A 14480-nucleotide genomic window follows, 5' to 3' on the forward strand; every position below is an offset into this window, starting at 1 on the left:
TTTGAGCGATCAAACGGGGACAAAAGATGCCGCCGGGCACGCTCAGGCATAAAATAGAAAATTACCCCTTTCCCGCACACACAGGATCCCGCGCCATGAACGCACGTATCCCCGAAGACGCACTGCCGCCCACCCTGGACCCCAAGGCCCTCCAGGAATTTGTCGACGACAAATGGGATAACGAGATCATCCCCGCGCTGACCGACTACATCGCCGTGCCCGCCAAGAGCCCGGCGTTCGATGCCGACTGGGAAAAGAACGCGTTCATCGAGCGCGTGGTGCGCGATGCGGCGCAATGGGTCGAAGCGCAGAAGGTGTCGGGCCTGAAGCTGGAAGTGGTGCGCCTGCCGGGCCGCACGCCCGTCATTTTCTTCGACGCGCCCGCCACCCGCAGCGACAACGGCGACACCGTGCTGCTGTACGGTCACCTGGACAAGCAGCCGGAATTCTCGGGCTGGCGCGCGGGTCTGGGCCCGTGGACGCCCAAGTACGAAGACGGCAAGCTGTATGGCCGCGGCGGCGCGGATGACGGCTACGCCGTGTACGCCTCGCTGACCGCCATCATGGCGCTGGACAAGCAGGGCATTCCGCGTCCGCGCTGCGTGGGCATCGTCGAGACCTGTGAAGAATCCGGCAGCTATGACCTGCTGCCATACGTGGACGCGCTGCGCGACCGCCTGGGCAACGTGGCCCTGGTGGTGTGCCTGGATTCGGGCGCCGGCAACTACGACCAGCTGTGGATGACCACGTCGCTGCGCGGCATGGTGTCGGGCACGCTGGAAGTCCAGGTGCTGGACGAAGGCGTGCACTCGGGCGACTCCAGCGGCGTCGTGCCGTCGTCGTTCCGCATCCTGCGCCATCTGCTGGACCGCCTGGAAGACAGCGGCACCGGCCGCCTGTTGCCGCAAAGCCTGCACTGCGAGATTCCCGCCGAACGCATCGAACAGGTGTCTGCCACCGCGCGCATCCTGGGCGACGAAGTCTGGCGCCGTTTCCCCTGGAGCTGCGGCGCTGAAGGCGGCTTCGTGCTGCCGATGACGACCGAACCCGAACAGGCCCTGCTGAACCGCACCTGGCGTCCGACCCTGTCGGTGACCGGCGCCGAAGGCCTGCCGCCGCTGTCCAGCGCCGGCAACGTACTGCGCCCGCGCACCGCGTTCAAGCTGTCGCTGCGCCTGCCGCCGTTGGTGGACGCCGTGGCCGCCTCGCAAGAGATCAAGGAATTGCTGGAAGCCGACGCGCCCTACAACGCCAAGGTCATCTTCAAGGCCAACGAAGGCGCCGCCACCGGCTGGAACGCCCCGGCGTCCGTGCCGTGGCTGACCCAGGCCCTGGACGCCGCGTCCCAGGAATACTACGGCCAACCCTGCGGCTACATCGGCCAGGGTGGCACGATTCCGCTGATGAGCATCCTGCAAAAGGGCTTCCCCAAGGCCCAGTTCATGGTCTGCGGCGTATTGGGCCCCAAGTCCAACGCCCACGGTCCCAATGAATTCCTGCACGTGCCTTACGGCAAGAAGCTGACCGCAGCGGTCGCCCAAACCATGGCGGCCATGCCGGCTGCCTGACGCACCCGCATGCCCCACAGAGCGCGGGCCGCCAGGCCTTGCGCTCTTTCTTTTTTCAGGACTGACCCGATGATTTCCACTTCCGACGCCTACGCCAACGTGGTTGCCGAAACCCGCGATTGGCTGACCAAGGCCGTGATCGGCCTGAACCTCTGTCCGTTCGCCAAAGCGGTCCAGGTCAAGGACCAGATCCGCTTTGCCGTCAGCGACGCCACCGACGCCGAGGGCGTGCTGACCGACCTGCAGGACGAACTGGCGCTGCTGGCCGAAACCGACCCCGAAAAGATCGACACGACCTTGCTGATCATCCCGGACGCGCTCGACGACTTCCTGGATTTCAACGATTTCGAAGAACTGTCCGACCGCTTGCTCAAGCGCATGCGCCTGGTGGGCGAGCTTCAGGTCGCTACCTTCCACCCGCTGTTCCAGTTCGCCGATACGCAACCTGACGACATCGAAAACTTCACGAACCGCTCGCCGTACCCCATCCTGCACCTGCTGCGCGAAGACAGCATCGACCGCGCCGTGGAATCCTTCCCGGACGCCGCCGAGATCTATGAAAAGAACATCGACACGATGAACAAGCTGGGCCTGGAAGGCTGGAAGAAGCTGATGACCAAGGCCTGACGGCGGGGCTTGACCGCTGTTGGGGGGAGGCCCTCACGGGATATCCCTAAATGGCGGACGAATCAGATTGCATACAACATACCGTTTCCTTGCTGGAGACCCGTATGCGAATGAATCGCCGCCACGCCCTGGGCGCGCTTGCCGCGCTGCCCCTGATGACCCGTCCCGTCTGGGCCCAGAGCACGTTCCCCACGCGCCCCGTGCGGCTGCTGGTGGGTTTTGCGCCCGGCGGCCTGACCGACATTGCCGCCCGCGCGCTGGCCGAACGCATGGGCAAGACGCTCAAGCAGAACGTGGTGGTCGAAAACCGCCCCGGCGGTCAGGCCATCATCGCGACGGTGGCCGTGGCGCGCGCCGAGCCGGATGGCTATACGCTTGGGTTCGCCGGCACCAACGGCATGATCCTGAACCCTTTGCTGTACAACAACCTGCCGTACCAGCAGTCGGACTTCAAGCAACTGGGGTCGATGGGCAAGTCGCCCATGCTGTTGATCGTGCACCCCGCGCTGGGCGTGAAGAACGTGCAGGAATTCATTGCGCTGGCCAAGAAGAAGCCGGGCGACATCACCTGCGCCCATGCCGGCCGCGGCGTCATCAACCACCTGGCGCTGCTGCATTTTCAGTCCAAGACCGGCACCCAGTTTCAGGACGTGCCCTACAAGGGCAGTGGCCCCGCGCTGCTGGACTTGATGGCCGGCACGGTGCAAAGCACGTTCGACTTCCCCACCTCCGCGCTGGCCAATATCAAGTCGGGCAAGCTGCAGGTGCTGGCGGTGACCGCCGACAAACGCTTGTCCAGCTTGCCTGACGTGCCCACCATGAAAGAGGCCGGCGTGGACGACTTCGAACTCTACACCCGCATGATGATCTCGGGCCCCGCCGCCATGCCGGCGGAGGTGGTGAAAGTGCTGGAGAACGCGGTGCGCGAAGGCACGCGGGACCCCAGCCTGGTGCAGCAGTTCGCCGAACAGGGCGTGGCGGTAGAGTTCACGTCGTCCGCCGATCTGGACAAGGTGATTGCCGACGAATCCGCCATGTGGGCCCAGGTCATCAAGGCCAACGGCGTACCCAAGACCGATCTGAAAGCGTAAGGACACCCCGTGACTGAACAAGCCCGCATCACCGTCAATCCCGAATTCGCGCTGATCGACGTCGCCCGCGACATCCGCATCGACGGCTTTCCGGCCTACGCCTTCATCACCGTCACCGCCACCATGCAGATGTGTGGCGCCCCATGGCGCTCGCAAGCCGTCTTCGTGGCCGGCCACGACGGCAGCCTGGACTTGGGGCGCGACAGCCCCGTCTCGGGCAACTATGCCGAACCCTCAGCGATGGGCATCGTGTGGTCGATGGTGTGCGAAGACATGAGCCGCGTGGTGTTTCCGCCCGATCGGACGGATCCCCTGGTCATCCAGATCGAAGCGACCGACGGCAGCCACATCGCCTCGGCGCGGCTGGTGCAGGAGTTCCTGGAAGAGGGCGTGACCCATCGCGCGGTGCGCGAACAGGTCGGCGGCATGACGGTGTCGGGCGAACTCTATACGCCGGCCGGCCCCGGTCCGCATCCGCTGGTGATCTACATGAACGGCTCGTCGGGGGGCGTAAATGCGCCGCGCGCCGCGCTCTTCGCCGCCCGCGGGTTCCAGTGCCTGGCTCTGGCCATCTTCAACTACGAAGGGCGGCCCAAGTACCTGAACGACATGCCCCTGGAGTATTTCCAGCACGTGCTGCAATGGGCACGCGCCGAACTGGCGCCGCGCGACGGCTTTGTCGCGTTGTCCGGCATCAGCCGGGGTGGCGAAACCTCGCTGCTGGTGGCCTCGCACTATCCGGAACTGGTCAGTGCGGTCGTGGCTTACGTGCCGTCGCCCGTCACGCATGGCGTGGTCAGCGCCGGTGCGCCCGGGACGGGGCGCAATGCGCAGGTCTGGACGCAGGGCGGCGAACCGTTGCCGCATTTGTGGCAAGACAACGCCAGCGCGGATTGGGAAGCGGCCTACGCGTCGGAACCGCCATACCGGCAGACCCACGCATTCCTGAGCGCCACCCGCGACAGCGCCGCCTTTGAACGCGCGCGCATCCCGGTTGAAAACTATCCCGGCCCGGTCATGCTGGTCAGCGCGTCCGACGACGGCTTCTGGCCCAGCACCGCTTATTCAGAAATCGTGATGCGGCAGCGCCAGTCGCACGGCCTGCCCGCCTTCCATCATGTGTGCATGGGGGCGGGCCACCACGTGCACTATCCCTACTTGCCGGCCACACTGATCAGCAAGCCGCATGCGATGTCGGGACTGCTGCTGGACGCCGGCGGTACGCCCGCCGCGAACGCGGCGGGCAACGAGGGCTCTTACATGGCAGTGCTGGAATTCTTGGCCAGAGCCGCAGGCTAAGCTGCCTTACTCTTCGCTCGTCCATTCCACCTGCACGCCCAGGCTGCGCAGGTTTTCCACGAACTGCGGATGCGCCCGGCGAATCGGGGTCGCGTTGCGGATTTCGGAGCGGCCCTTGATGCTGCTGGCCACCATGAACAGGGCGATGGCCACGCGGATGATGTAGGGGCTTTCGACCACCGCCGGCGTCAGTGGATTGCCGCCGAACGTCACGACGCGGTGCGGGTCCGACGAAAACACGTGCGCACCGAACTTCGACAGCTCGCCCGTCCAGCCCAGGGCACCGTCGTACACCTTGTTCCAGAACATCGCGTTGCCCTCGGCGCACACGCCCAGCGCGATGAAAATCGGCAGCAGGTCGACCGGGAAATACGGCCACGGCGCCGCTTCCACCTTGGTCAGCACATTGCTGGTGAAGGGCGTTTGCACCTTCAGCGGGCCCGAACGCAGTGCGCGCGACCAGCCGTCCTTGTGTTCGATCTGCACGCCGAACTTGGCGAACGTGCGGTCGATCAGCGGGAAATTGCCCGGCGTGCGGTTGCGCACCACGACGTCGCCGCCCGTGATGGCGCCCAGCGCCAGGAACGTGGTGATTTCGTGGAAGTCTTCTTCAAACGTGAACTCGCCGCCACCCAAGCGCGTGCCGCCGCGCACTGTCAGGCGGGACGTGCCGATACCGTCGATATCGGCGCCCATCATCGTCATGAAACGGCAGAATTCCTGCACGTGCGGCTCGGAAGCGGCGTTGGTCAGCGACGATTCACCTTCGGCGGCCGCCGCGCACAGCACGAAGTTCTCGGTCGTAGTGACCGACGCGTAGTCCAGCCAATGATGGGTGGGTTTGAGCGCGCCGCTGCTGCGCACCAGCAAGGAGCCGCTTGCGCGCTCGACCTCGCCGCCGAATGAACGGAAGATCTCCACGTGCGGGTCGATCTCGCGCACGCCCAGCGTGCAGCCCTTCACATTGTCTTCCAGCCGCGCCACGCCAAAGCGGGCCAGGAGCGGCGGCACCAGCATGATGGATGACCGCATTTCTTCCGGCAGGCGGTGGGCGGCGGCGTCGAACTGGGTGTGCTTGTGGTGCAGATCCAGCGTGCGGGTGGTCTCATCCAGCCGGACTTCGCTGCCCAGCGTGCGGAAAATGTCCAGGATCTTGCGCACGTCCGTGATGTCCGGGACCCCATGCAGCTTCAACGGCTGATCCGTCAACAGCGTGGCGCACAGAATGGGAAGTACGGCGTTTTTGTTGGCCGAAGGAATGACGCGGCCGCGCAGGGGCGTGCCACCGTGGACGATGAGGTTGGACATGGGGAGAAAGGCGGCCGGAGTGAAAAAAGAGAGGAGAGCGCGGGGAATTGTACTGGCGTCGCGCCGCGCGGATTGGGGACGGAGTATTCCAAACGTTTCAAACTGCATGCATCCGCACCTGGAGTGCTCAACCCGGCGCTTGCGGCAACCCGAAATTATGGCGTAGAAGCCGCAAGCTAATCTGCCAAGGCCTATAGGGAAATCGGGTCAATCGCGATGGCGGGGCACACGCGCCGCACAATGCGGGACAGTGTCCAAATTCCGCATCCCTTTCCCGGAGAGCCCTCATGAGCGAAACCCCCAGGCCGGAACACGCCATCCTGCTGCGCAACACCATGGCATTCGATCGCGATCATGCGGACGAATTCAAGCACGCGATCCACGATGCTGTGCGGTTCGCCCAGCAGAATGCACCGCAGTTGATGGTGCAGGTGTTCATCGATGCCGACCAGGCGCTGTGCTACAGCTTCCAGTTGTACAAGGACTCCGACGCGATCCTGCGCCACTGGGAAGTGTCTGACCCCCATATCGCCGCGGTCATGAAGCACTGCGAGGTCAAGCGCATGGAGGTCTACGGCAGCCCCAGCGAGGCCGTGCGCAACGGGATACTGGCGGCGGTGGGCAGCGATAAGGTCACGTTCACGCCGGAGCTTGTGGGGTACTACCACCTGCGGTGACGAGGGCGCTGGGCTTGGACCGAGGCTGGCGCCCGCGATGCAGGCGCCCGCTCGGCAAGCGCAGGCTCAATGTCCGACGACGACCGCACCCGAACTGCGCAGCCCGGGCCGGAACGCGTAAGCGTGGCCCGACGACGCAATCATGAACGCAACACCCGCCAGGATTACCAGGGCCCACGGGAAAACGCCTGCGCCCCACACGTCAAGCAGCATGCCGCCCACCACGCCCGCGCCGGCAATCGCCCCATTCCAGGCGACGACATTCATGGACAGCGCCACGTCGGCGCCGCGGCCGGCTGCGTCTGCCAGCGCCGTCTGCAGCAGCGTGGCTGCACCGCCAAAGCTGATTCCCCACACCGCGATTCCCACGTAGATCACGGCCGGATTTGCCGGGACCAGGCCAAACGCAAGCGCGGTGGCGCCAAACGCGGCCAGGCTGGCCAGCACCGTCGAACGCAAGTGGCGGTCGACCAGCTTGCCCGTGATCCAGATGCCGACAAGCGCGGATGCCCCAAATATGAACAGCACCAGGTCCACTCGCGCGCCCAGTCCGGCAGGCGCGACAAAGGGCGCGATGTAGGTGTAGAGGATGTTGTGGGCCAGCATCCACGCGATGACGACGGCCAGCACGCGCCGCACGCCAGGCGTCGCGAAGACGCGGCGCAGCGGCATGCGCTCATGAGCGGACTGGCCGGGGTAGTCGGGCACCTTGGCCAGCACCCACGCGATCAGCACCAACGTCAATCCGGACATGATCCAGAACGCCGCGCGCCAGCCCACCGCGGATCCCAGCAAGGTGCCCAGCGGCACGCCCAGGGACAAGGCGATGGGTGTGCCCACCATGGCAAGCGCCATCGCCTGGCCTTGCTGGTAGGGGGCGACCATGCGCCGCGCATAACCGGCCAGCAGGCTCCAGGCCAGCCCCGCCGCCACGCCGGCAAAGAATCGCGCCACCAAGGTTACTCCGTAATGGGATGACAGGGCCGTGGCCGAATTGAAGACCAGGAAGCCGACGATGGTCAGCAGCAGGACGTTGCGGCGCCGCCAGCCGTGGGTGGCGATCGTCAGCGGAATGGCCGCCAGCAGCGAACCCAGCGCATAGGCGGTGACCATCTGGCCGGCCAGCGACGCGCTGACATCCAGCCCGTCGCTGATCTGCGGCAGCAGTCCGGCGGGCAAGGTCTCGGTGACGATACAGATAAAGCCGGTCATCGCCAGCGCCAGCAGGGCAGAGACGGGCAGGCGGTCGGAGGCGGGCTGTCCGGCCTGAGTGGAAAAGTGGCTCACACAAAAATCCTTTTGAAGATGAATCGGGACCGATCGGGCAGACGGGCGGACGGCTGACCGTCGGCAATGGCTCACCATTTATATATCGATCGGTACAAATGTAGGGTGCGAGCCAACGCGTTGTCAACGACTTTTGTATCGAGTAGTATGGATGTCGTGATCAAAGGAGTCTGATATGGCGCAGATGGGCCGGCCGCGCGCGTTTGATCGTCACCAGGCGATCGACCAGGCGTTGCATCTATTCTGGGAGCAGGGCTACGAATCCACGTCGTTGAGCCAACTGAAAGCCGGCATTGGCGGCGGCATTTCCGCGCCAAGCTTCTACGCAGCCTTCGGGTCGAAAGAGGCCTTGTTTCAAGAGACCGTGCAGCGCTATTTGCAAACCTATGCGCAGGTCACGGAATGCCTGTGGGACGACGCCATGCCCGCCCGCAATGCGGTCGAACTGGCGTTGCGCCAATCGTCGAAGATGCAGTGCGAGCGGGGGCATCCCAAGGGCTGCATGGTGGCGCTGGGCGTCATGAGCGCACCGACGCCCGAGCACGCGGACGTGACCAAACCCCTGACGGCCTCACGCCAACGCACCCGTGCGGGCTTTGTCCATTGCGTGGAACGCGGCATCGCCAGTGGCGAATTGTCCGCCACGACGGACGCCCGGTCCCTGGCGTGCGTGTTTGACGGGTTCCTGGTGGGGGTGTCCACGCTGGCGCGCGATGGTGTCCGCTATCCCACCTTCGACGCCGCGATCACGCAGCTGATGACAATCTGGGACGCCTCGCGCAGCCAGGCATAAGCGCTGGCGGGGCCGCAGCGGGCTGCCGGCAAGCCGACGGACCACGCCCGCGTCCCGCCATGCGCTTACGCCGCTCGGCGCAGCTTCACGCCGGGAAAGTCCACGGGCACCGCAAACGCCACGTTCACATAGTTCGTGAACAGGTTCAGCGCCACATGCGCCAGGATTTCGACGATGGCTTCGTCGTTGAAGCCCGCGGCGCGCACGGCTTGCACGTCCGCCTGGCTGACCTGGCCGCGTGCTTCCACCAACTGCAATGCAAAGCGCAAGGCGGCGGCCGTCTTGGGGTCCGTCGCTTGGCCGGCCTGGGCTGCCGACATCTCTTCCGCGCTGGCGCCGGCCTTGCGGCCCAGCGCCGTGTGGGCGGCCAGGCAATATTCGCAGGCATTGCGGTCGGCCACCGCCACGGCAATCTGTTCGCCCAGCTTGGCCGGGATGACGCCGCCGCCCAAGGCGCCGAACGCGCCCCACATGCTTTGCAGCGCGGCGGGCGAATTGGCCACGGCCTTGAACATGTTGGGCGTTGCGCCAAAGGCGCCGTGGATCTGGGTCAGCAGCGCAGCGCGGTCGGCGGTGGTGTTGCTGGAATCGATGAGGGATACGCGGGTCATGGTCATTACTCCTGTCTGGGTAGGGGACGCCGCCAAGTAGTGGCGGGTTAAGGGAATCGTACGTACCATTCCTGGATGTATGGGGTTGTTATGTCCATAAAACATGTCCTATAGTCCAAGCCATGAATACCCCGATGCTTCCCCCTGTTGATCGTCTGTCGGCCCTGCTGGATCGCTTCCGCGTGCGCGCCAGCTTGTTCCACACGGGGGCGCTCTGCGGTATCCAGACCTTCGAGGCGCAGCCGGGCAGGGGCTTTCTGCATGTGCTGCGCCAGGGCGAAATGGAAATCCGGCACCTGCCTGGCGCGGCCGGCCCGCAACGCATGACGCTGACCGAACCGACGCTGCTGTTCTATCCCCGCGCCATGCACCATGAGTTCATCAATCCGCCCGTCGCCGGGTCGGACTTCACCTGCGCGGCGCTGGATTTCGATGGCGGCGAGCGCAATCCTCTTGTGCAGTCTTTGCCGCCGGTGCTGCGGGTGCCGTTGAATGCCGTCGAAGGGCTCAGGCCCGCCTTGGATCTGCTGTTTGCCGAGGCCGACAACGTACGTTGCGGGTCGCGCCTTTTGGCGGATCGGCTGTTTGAGGTGGTGCTGATCCAGTTGCTGCGGTGGATACTCGATCACCCCGCACAGGCCGGAGTCAGCAGTGGGCTGGTGATGGGGCTGGCGGATCCGAAGCTGGCCCGGGCGCTGGTGGCCCTGCACCAGGCGCCGCGAGACGATTGGCCGCTGGAGAAAATGGCGGCCATCGCCGGCATGTCGCGCAGCGCTTTTGCTGCCGCCTTCAAGGAGGCCACGGGCACGACGCCGGCCGCCTACCTGACCGACTGGCGCTTGAGCCTGGCGGCATCGATGATGCGGTCAGGCCGCCCCGTGAAACGAGTCGCGGACGAGCTGGGCTTTGCCAGCGCGTCGTCCTTGTCCAAAGCCTTCCGGCAACGGATGGGGGCCTCGCCGCGGGATTGGCTGGTGGCGAACCGCTAGACCGCTTGCGGCGGCGCAGGTTCGACTTCGACGGTGACGTGAGACAGGCCGGACAGGTGGGCCAGCCGCGACTTGTAGGCCGAAGGCGCCAGCGGGTGATCGGCCGATACCGAAACGATGACGGCGTGGTGGCCCGGGCCCACTCGCCAGACGTGCAGGTCGGTGATCCGCGCGCCGGTGGTTTCGATGGCAGAGCGGATGCGGTCCGCAAGTTCGCCGTCGCCAGGAACTTGATCCAGCAGCGCGCCGCCGGTGTTGCGCACCAGCGCCCATGACCAGTTCGCGATGACCAGCGCCCCAGCAATGCCCATGACCGGGTCGGCCCAATACCAGCCATAACTGCGGCCCAGCAGCAGCGCCACGATAGCCAGTACCGAGGTCAGCGCATCCGCCAGTACGTGCATATAGGCCGAACGCAAGTTGTTGTCGCGCGCGGCGTGGTGAGCATGGCCGTGATTGCCATGGCCGTGCGTGTGGTCATGCCGATGTCCGGCGGCGTGCGTGTGATGGTGATGGTCCGTGTCGTCTTTCAGCAGCCATGCGCTGACGAGGTTCACGGCCAGTCCAACGACTGCGATGCCGATGGCCTCGTCGAATCGGATGGCGACGGGGTTGGCCAGCCTGACCGCGCTTTCCCAGCCGATCAGCAGCGACACCATCGCCAGCACGATGGCGCTGGCGAAGGCCGCCAGGTCGCCCAGCTTGCCCGTGCCGAAACTGAAACGGGCATCTTGCGCATGGCGACGGGCGTATCCGTAAGCCAGCGCCGCAATCAGCATGGCGCCCGCATGCGTGGACATATGCCAGCCGTCGGCCACCAGCGCCATCGATCCGTAGAGCGTCCCGGCGATGATTTCCACCAGCATCATGCTGGCTGTCAACGCGATGACCAGCCACACCTTGCGTTCGTTGCGGCGATGGTCTGCGCCCAGGAAGACGTGGTCGTGGTTGGCGGGGGGAAGGGCGTGATGGAGGCTCATGGCGGTGTCCCTTGCGTGGAGGCTGCCGGCTTACTTCAGATAACTGCGCATGACTTCAACCAGCTCTTCGCCGCCTTGCTGGCGTTCGGCGTCGGTGGCCGCGGCCAGGACGTGTTCCCGCAAGTGGTCTTCCATGACTTCGGCCGTCAAGCCGTTCATGGCCCCGCGGGCGGAGGCGAGCTGGCGCAAGATCTCCGCGCATGGCGCTTGGGATTCCAGCGCGCGTTCCACGCCTTCCAATTGGCCTTTGATGCGGCGTACGCGGGCGATGAGTTTGGCGTTCTGGGCGTGAAGATGCGACATGGATGGCGGGCAAAAATATAGTGTAGGGGACTATATTATTCAGCCCAAGCCATTGCTGGCAAGCGATATCCGGTAAGGCCTACGCGACGTTTGCCCGGAACTGCTTGCGGTAGGCGGAAGGCGAAATCGCGAACGCGTGCGTGAAGTGCTGCCGAAACGACACCGATGACCCGAAACCGACGTTTTCAGCGATCTGGTCTACCGCTTGGCCGCTGGTCTCAAGCAGGCGCTGCGCGGCGGCCAGGCGGTGGTTCAACACCCAGCCGGACACCGTGGCGCCCGTCTTCGCCTTGAATCGCCGCGTGAAGTTGCGGCGGCTCATGCCGGCTTTATCGGCCAGCAGGTCCAGCGTCAGGGGCTGCTGCAGGTTTTCGATGGCCCAGTCCAACGTGGCGCTGAGCATGTCCGAGCCCTTGCGTTCGGGCAGCGGCTGCTCGATGTATTGAGCCTGGCCGCCATGCCGATGGGGGGCGACGACCATGCGGCGGGCAACGCGGTTGGCGATCTCGGCGCCGTGATCGCGGCGCAGCAGGTGCAGGCAGCAATCGATGGCGGCGGCCGTGCCCGCGGACGTCAGGATATCCCCGTCATCGATGTACAGGGATTTCCGGTCCAGGCGGACTTTCGGATGCCGGCGCTCGAAATCGTCGCCCCATACCCAGTGCGTGGCCGCCGTGCGCCCGTCCAGCAAACCCGCTTCGGCCAGCACGAAGGTGCCCAGGCATAGCCCGGCGATGCGGGCGCCGCGGGCGTGGCCGGCCCGCAATGCGTCCAGCAGCGCGGGGGGCGCGGATTCCTCGGGGTCGCGCCACGCGGGCATGATGATGGTGTCGGCCTGGGCCAGCGCCGACAGGTCGTGTTCGACCTCGATGTTGAACCCGGACATCGTGGGGATCAGCCCGGTTCGTTCGCCGCAGATCAGCAACTGATACCGCGGCACACCCAAGCGGGCCAGATCGTCGCCGAACACCATGCAGGGGACGGACAGATGGAACGGGCTGATGCCTTCGAAGGCGATGACGGCGACGGTATGCATGGCAGGCGTGGGGGGGCTGGCGCAGGGCCGGTGCAGGGGCAGGATGGCTTTGGCCCGATTCTAGCAATTGTTGTCCATCGGGCCACTATCGCCAACCGGGCGTTAGCGGGACACTGGGGCTTCTTTCACTTCACTCCAAGAGGCAAGCCGTGAACCATCCCACCATCCGTACGCTGGCCGGCGCCGCCGCCCCGGCCTCGATCGACGCGTCCAGCACCGCTTTGCTGGTGATCGATTTCCAGAACGAATATTTCAGCGGCAAGTTGCCCATTCCCGCGGGCAAGACGGCGCTGGGCAATGCGCAACGCTTGATCGCGCACGCCGACAAGGCGGGCATTCCCGTCTACCACGTCCAGCACGTCACGCCTGCGGGCAGCCCGGTCTTTGCCGACCAAAGCCCCACCGGCGAGTTCCATGCCGAATTGCAGCCGGGCGCCAAGCACCACGTCGTGCGCAAATCCTCGGTCAGCGTGTTTCCCACGACCGACCTGGACCAGCAGTTGAAGGCCGCCGGTGTGAAGACGCTGGTGATCACCGGCCTGATGACGCACGCTTGCGTGGCCGGCGCCGCGCGCGACGCCGTGCCGCTGGGCTACGGCGTTATCGTGGCCGAAGATGCCTGCGCCACGCGCGACCTGGACCGCGCCGACGGCAGCGTCGTCGGGCATGACAGCCTGCACCGGGCCGCGTTGGCCAGCATTGATGACACGTTCGGGGATGTCTTGACGACGGAACAGGTGTTGAAGCTGCCCGTCGTGTGAGGGGCGCTTAGGGCCGCGCGGGGCTGGGCTCGGCCAGGCCCGGATTTTTACGGATCAGGATGACGCCGGCGATGGTCAGCGCCAATCCGCCGCCGACATACGGCAAACCAAAGATAAGCGCCCAGAAGAAGAGCGCCGTGTTTGCGTCATTGGCGGCGCGTGCGCCCACGGTCGCCGCATCATGCGCCGGGAAGTCCATCGTCAGCAGGCTCATGGGGACCGTCAGCAACAACGAGATCCCCAACAGCGCGCAGCCCCAGCCGATCAGGCGGCGCATATTGGGAACGCGGACCAGCGCCGCCGCGACCGCGATCGTCAGCAGCAACGTGATGATGCCGCCGGCCAATTGCAGTTTGTCCACGGTGGCGGCTTCGGCAGCCACGTCGGCGCCCGCCGCCGGCCCGTTCAGCCCGAACGCGAGGATCAAGAGCGGATTGACCATGCCGTAGGCGGCTCTGCCAACCAACAGGCCAAATGCAATGCTGGCCAGCCATTTGATCGCGGTAGGGGGCATCGTGGATTCCGGGTCGAGGCGCTGGCGGCTTAGTAATAGATATCGACGTAGTCGGTCAGGCGGCCGCAGCTTTCCATCTGCTGCAAACGCCAGTATTTGCGTTTGCCAGTGGCGCGGAACTCGTAGTCGCCAGTGCGTTCGCAGCGACGGCCTTTATCCGGCGCATCCAGGATCAGGATGGTGCCGCGGAACACAAAGCGGTCGCTGTCGATTGAGACGATTTCACCCTTGATTTTCAAGGTGCCTTCAAAGTTGGCTTGCGTGCCATCGATGCGCACGACGTCGTTTTCATCTTTTGCGGTCAGGTGGCCGCGATCGGCGGACCAGAGCCATTGCACGCTGACGCCGCTGTTGTTCAGCAGGCGTTCGTAGGCGGCCTGGTTCTTGATTTCGGTCTTGGCGACCGGCGCAAGGGCGGCGCCATTCTGCTGGGCCGGTGCGACGCTTTGTTGGGGGGCAGCGCCGCTCTGCTGAAGGGGGGCGGCGTTCTGCTGGACGGCGGCGCCATTAGGCTGGGCGGGGCCATGGGCCCGCACCGCGCCCGCATTCTGCGCCGCAATAATGGGCGAAGCCACGGCAAGCGCAAGGCCGAACGCCAGGGGAATCATCCGGGAAATCCGCTTCGGCTTATGGGCG

General features: G+C 65.3%; 16 protein-coding genes. 8 read left to right on the forward strand and 8 right to left on the reverse strand.

The features are described from left to right. The first annotated feature begins 95 nt into the window (after positions 1-95). The 4 genes from AC3WMU_RS03255 (at position 96) to AC3WMU_RS03270 (ending at position 4585) form a co-directional block, all read left to right on the forward strand. The gene (locus AC3WMU_RS03255; protein ID WP_454677256.1) at positions 96-1568 is read left to right on the forward strand and encodes a M20 family metallopeptidase; all 1473 of its coding nucleotides are present in this window, start codon (positions 96-98) and stop codon (positions 1566-1568) included. A gap of 69 nt (positions 1569-1637) precedes the next feature. Beyond that, the gene (locus AC3WMU_RS03260) at positions 1638-2195 is read left to right on the forward strand and encodes a DUF1415 domain-containing protein (protein ID WP_454677255.1); all 558 of its coding nucleotides are present in this window, start codon (positions 1638-1640) and stop codon (positions 2193-2195) included. 104 nt (positions 2196-2299) lie between these two features. Next, entirely contained in the window at positions 2300-3286 is a 987-nt protein-coding gene (locus AC3WMU_RS03265) for a Bug family tripartite tricarboxylate transporter substrate binding protein (RefSeq protein ID WP_035213303.1), read from the forward strand. A gap of 9 nt (positions 3287-3295) precedes the next feature. Continuing rightward, positions 3296-4585, forward strand: coding sequence for an acyl-CoA thioester hydrolase/BAAT C-terminal domain-containing protein (locus AC3WMU_RS03270; RefSeq protein WP_492281804.1), 1290 nt, complete (start codon positions 3296-3298; stop codon positions 4583-4585). 6 nt (positions 4586-4591) lie between these two features. Here the strand turns inward: AC3WMU_RS03270 and AC3WMU_RS03275 are convergent, their stop codons facing one another. Beyond that, positions 4592-5893: a UDP-N-acetylglucosamine 1-carboxyvinyltransferase gene (locus AC3WMU_RS03275; protein ID WP_088591190.1), complete on the reverse strand. Its 1302-nt coding sequence runs from the start codon at positions 5891-5893 to the stop codon at positions 4592-4594. Between the two features lie 287 nt (positions 5894-6180). Between AC3WMU_RS03275 and AC3WMU_RS03280 the strand changes: the two genes are divergently transcribed. Further along, positions 6181-6570, forward strand: coding sequence for a hypothetical protein (locus AC3WMU_RS03280; protein WP_424625488.1), 390 nt, complete (start codon positions 6181-6183; stop codon positions 6568-6570). Positions 6571-6636: 66 nt separating this feature from the next. Here the strand turns inward: AC3WMU_RS03280 and AC3WMU_RS03285 are convergent, their stop codons facing one another. Next, the gene (locus AC3WMU_RS03285; protein ID WP_492282347.1) at positions 6637-7782 is read right to left on the reverse strand and encodes an MFS transporter; all 1146 of its coding nucleotides are present in this window, start codon (positions 7780-7782) and stop codon (positions 6637-6639) included. A gap of 250 nt (positions 7783-8032) precedes the next feature. On the opposite strand from AC3WMU_RS03285, the gene AC3WMU_RS03290 reads away from it, so the two are divergent. Next, positions 8033-8650 carry a TetR/AcrR family transcriptional regulator gene (locus AC3WMU_RS03290; protein ID WP_492281805.1) on the forward strand — a complete coding sequence of 206 codons (618 nt, stop codon included), beginning with the start codon at positions 8033-8035 and terminating at the stop codon, positions 8648-8650. A 65-nt stretch (positions 8651-8715) separates the two neighbouring features. Here AC3WMU_RS03290 and AC3WMU_RS03295 read toward each other — a convergent pair whose 3' ends face one another. Next, the gene (locus AC3WMU_RS03295; RefSeq protein WP_088591220.1) at positions 8716-9261 is read right to left on the reverse strand and encodes a carboxymuconolactone decarboxylase family protein; all 546 of its coding nucleotides are present in this window, start codon (positions 9259-9261) and stop codon (positions 8716-8718) included. Positions 9262-9395: 134 nt separating this feature from the next. On the opposite strand from AC3WMU_RS03295, the gene AC3WMU_RS03300 reads away from it, so the two are divergent. Beyond that, complete coding sequence (locus AC3WMU_RS03300) at positions 9396-10250, forward strand: AraC family transcriptional regulator (RefSeq protein WP_492281806.1); 855 nt, start codon at positions 9396-9398, stop codon at positions 10248-10250. Here the strand turns inward: AC3WMU_RS03300 and dmeF are convergent. The 3 genes from dmeF to AC3WMU_RS03315 all read right to left on the reverse strand — a co-directional run bounded on the left by dmeF (position 10247) and on the right by AC3WMU_RS03315 (position 12569). Next, positions 10247-11230, reverse strand: coding sequence for a CDF family Co(II)/Ni(II) efflux transporter DmeF (gene dmeF / locus AC3WMU_RS03305; RefSeq protein WP_454677250.1), 984 nt, complete (start codon positions 11228-11230; stop codon positions 10247-10249). The genes AC3WMU_RS03300 and dmeF overlap by 4 nt on opposite strands. Before the next feature lie 30 nt (positions 11231-11260). Then, positions 11261-11533 carry a metal/formaldehyde-sensitive transcriptional repressor gene (locus tag AC3WMU_RS03310; protein ID WP_006225203.1) on the reverse strand — a complete coding sequence of 91 codons (273 nt, stop codon included), beginning with the start codon at positions 11531-11533 and terminating at the stop codon, positions 11261-11263. A 79-nt stretch (positions 11534-11612) separates the two neighbouring features. Beyond that, positions 11613-12569, reverse strand: a complete 957-nt coding sequence (locus AC3WMU_RS03315; protein WP_280028166.1) for a GlxA family transcriptional regulator — start codon at positions 12567-12569, stop codon at positions 11613-11615. A 149-nt stretch (positions 12570-12718) separates the two neighbouring features. Here AC3WMU_RS03315 and AC3WMU_RS03320 point away from each other — a divergent pair, with 149 nt between their 5' ends. After that, a complete protein-coding gene (locus tag AC3WMU_RS03320) occupies positions 12719-13330 on the forward strand; it encodes a cysteine hydrolase family protein (RefSeq protein WP_006225201.1) in 612 nt (203 codons plus the stop codon). 7 nt (positions 13331-13337) lie between these two features. Here AC3WMU_RS03320 and AC3WMU_RS03325 read toward each other — a convergent pair whose 3' ends face one another. Both AC3WMU_RS03325 and AC3WMU_RS03330 read right to left on the reverse strand, forming a co-directional pair. Continuing rightward, a complete protein-coding gene (locus AC3WMU_RS03325; protein WP_280028164.1) occupies positions 13338-13844 on the reverse strand; it encodes a hypothetical protein in 507 nt (168 codons plus the stop codon). A gap of 29 nt (positions 13845-13873) precedes the next feature. Next, positions 13874-14452: a hypothetical protein gene (locus AC3WMU_RS03330; RefSeq protein ID WP_006225199.1), complete on the reverse strand. Its 579-nt coding sequence runs from the start codon at positions 14450-14452 to the stop codon at positions 13874-13876. Positions 14453-14480 lie beyond the last annotated feature (28 nt).

The sequence above is a fragment of the Achromobacter sp. FW305-C-13 genome, assembly GCF_058783475.1.

Coding starts and splice junctions, on each gene's coding strand:
- dmeF (WP_454677250.1), bottom strand. CDS start 11,230: ATGAGCCTCCATCACGCCCTTCCCCCCGCCAACCACGACCACGTCTTC.
- AC3WMU_RS03330 (WP_006225199.1), bottom strand. CDS start 14,452: ATGATTCCCCTGGCGTTCGGCCTTGCGCTTGCCGTGGCTTCGCCCATT.
- AC3WMU_RS03310 (WP_006225203.1), bottom strand. CDS start 11,533: ATGTCGCATCTTCACGCCCAGAACGCCAAACTCATCGCCCGCGTACGC.
- AC3WMU_RS03295 (WP_088591220.1), bottom strand. CDS start 9,261: ATGACCCGCGTATCCCTCATCGATTCCAGCAACACCACCGCCGACCGC.
- AC3WMU_RS03290 (WP_492281805.1), top strand. CDS start 8,033: ATGGCGCAGATGGGCCGGCCGCGCGCGTTTGATCGTCACCAGGCGATC.
- AC3WMU_RS03265 (WP_035213303.1), top strand. CDS start 2,300: ATGCGAATGAATCGCCGCCACGCCCTGGGCGCGCTTGCCGCGCTGCCC.
- AC3WMU_RS03275 (WP_088591190.1), bottom strand. CDS start 5,893: ATGTCCAACCTCATCGTCCACGGTGGCACGCCCCTGCGCGGCCGCGTC.
- AC3WMU_RS03325 (WP_280028164.1), bottom strand. CDS start 13,844: ATGCCCCCTACCGCGATCAAATGGCTGGCCAGCATTGCATTTGGCCTG.
- AC3WMU_RS03285 (WP_492282347.1), bottom strand. CDS start 7,782: ATGACCGGCTTTATCTGTATCGTCACCGAGACCTTGCCCGCCGGACTG.
- AC3WMU_RS03280 (WP_424625488.1), top strand. CDS start 6,181: ATGAGCGAAACCCCCAGGCCGGAACACGCCATCCTGCTGCGCAACACC.
- AC3WMU_RS03255 (WP_454677256.1), top strand. CDS start 96: ATGAACGCACGTATCCCCGAAGACGCACTGCCGCCCACCCTGGACCCC.
- AC3WMU_RS03260 (WP_454677255.1), top strand. CDS start 1,638: ATGATTTCCACTTCCGACGCCTACGCCAACGTGGTTGCCGAAACCCGC.
- AC3WMU_RS03315 (WP_280028166.1), bottom strand. CDS start 12,569: ATGCATACCGTCGCCGTCATCGCCTTCGAAGGCATCAGCCCGTTCCAT.
- AC3WMU_RS03300 (WP_492281806.1), top strand. CDS start 9,396: ATGCTTCCCCCTGTTGATCGTCTGTCGGCCCTGCTGGATCGCTTCCGC.